Source organism: Pseudoalteromonas sp. G5_S1_14_S5 (assembly GCF_054968605.1).
Genome location: NZ_JBQKUM010000179.1, coordinates 1 through 1,345 on the forward strand (window position 1 = coordinate 1; position 1,345 = coordinate 1,345).

Genomic DNA, 1,345 nt, shown 5'->3' on the forward strand with positions numbered 1-1,345 from the left:
TTAAGGTGATGAGATGGTCTCCCCCTACCACTTCACATGACTGTAAGCCATGCTTGGAGTGTTCAGGTCCGAAGTAAAAGGAGAAGACCATGACTCAGCATAAAATCATCGGCATCGATTTAGCAAAAAATATCTTCTTTCTTTTTGAAATCAATCATAAAGGAAAGAACCTTTCTCGTAAAAAACTTCAACGAAGTAAGCTACTTAGCTACATTACCAATAAAGAGCCTTGTACCATTGCTATGGAAGCATGCTCTGGTGCCCATTATTGGGCTCGTGAATTCTCTCAGTTCGGTCACGAAGTCATACTCTACGCCCCCCAACATGTGAAAACTCAAAGGCGTAAACAGAAAAACGACTATAACGATGCTGAAGCCATTGCCGAAGTCGCGCTCTACAAAAGACCTCACCCTGTTCCTCATAAATCCGTCGAGCAACAAGACATCCAATCTCTTATTCGAATGAGACGTCTGCTCGTCACTGAAAGAACTCGCATTGTTAATCAAGTGCGTGGCCTCATATCTGAATACGGCATCATTATGCCCAAAGGAGCCGCTGCCTTTAGAAAGGCCATACCCGAAATACTCGAGAACGATGAAAACCAACTGTCTTGTATATTAAGAGAGCTGCTATCCCATCAGTACGAACGATATTTATACATCGACGAACAAGCAAAATGGTTCGACGATAAACTTAACCAAACCATCAAGCAGTTCGAAAACGCAAAGCGACTCATGTCTATTCCAGGCTTTGGGCCACTCACTAGCCAAGCCGTTGCGGTATGGCTTGGCTCTGGACAACAGTTCAAAACCGGTAGAGATGCCTCCGCCGCAATGGGCCTTGTGCCGAAGCAAGATACCAGCGGTGACAAAGTCATTCTTCTTGGGATAACCAAAAGGGGCAACACGTATATCCGCTCCCTACTCGTTCATGGAGCAAGAGCAGCGCTGAGGCGCGCCAAATTTAAATCCGATAATCTCAGTAAGTGGATGCTTGAACTTCAAGAGCGACGAGGACCAAACAGAGCCGCTGTCGCTTTAGCAAACAAACTCATGCGCATAGCGTGGGCAGTTATCACTAAAAATGAAGAATATCGACCAACACAAAGCTAATGAGAATCACCAACCCTTTGCAAAGTACGTAGTAAGATGAATAACAGGATAAATCCTACACGTTGAAAACCTTATGCTCACACTGTCTTATAAAGTCGATAAGGTGATTAGGACTTCGTGTTCGACTTCCTCATCTTGGCCAAGGCAATAGCCGTTAAACAGGCCGTATATATGGAAGTTAACCTGCGCTTTTGATCATACTGCTGACTTGCAAAACTGGGGGAGACCATATA

The 1,345-nt window shown here is 44.6% G+C and carries 1 protein-coding gene; it reads left to right on the top strand.

What is annotated here, in order from left to right; all coding sequences use genetic code 11:
* The first annotated feature begins 89 nt into the window (after nt 1–89).
* Nucleotides 90–1,112: an IS110 family RNA-guided transposase gene (locus tag ACTRWI_RS22425; protein ID WP_499133901.1), complete on the top strand. Its 1,023-nt coding sequence runs from the start codon at nt 90–92 to the stop codon at nt 1,110–1,112.
* Nucleotides 1,113–1,345: the final 233 nt, after the last annotated feature.

Bases quoted from the DNA above. Each gene is read 5' to 3' on its own strand.
- ACTRWI_RS22425 (WP_499133901.1), top strand. From the start codon at position 90: ATGACTCAGCATAAAATCATCGGCATCGATTTAGCAAAAAATATCTTC.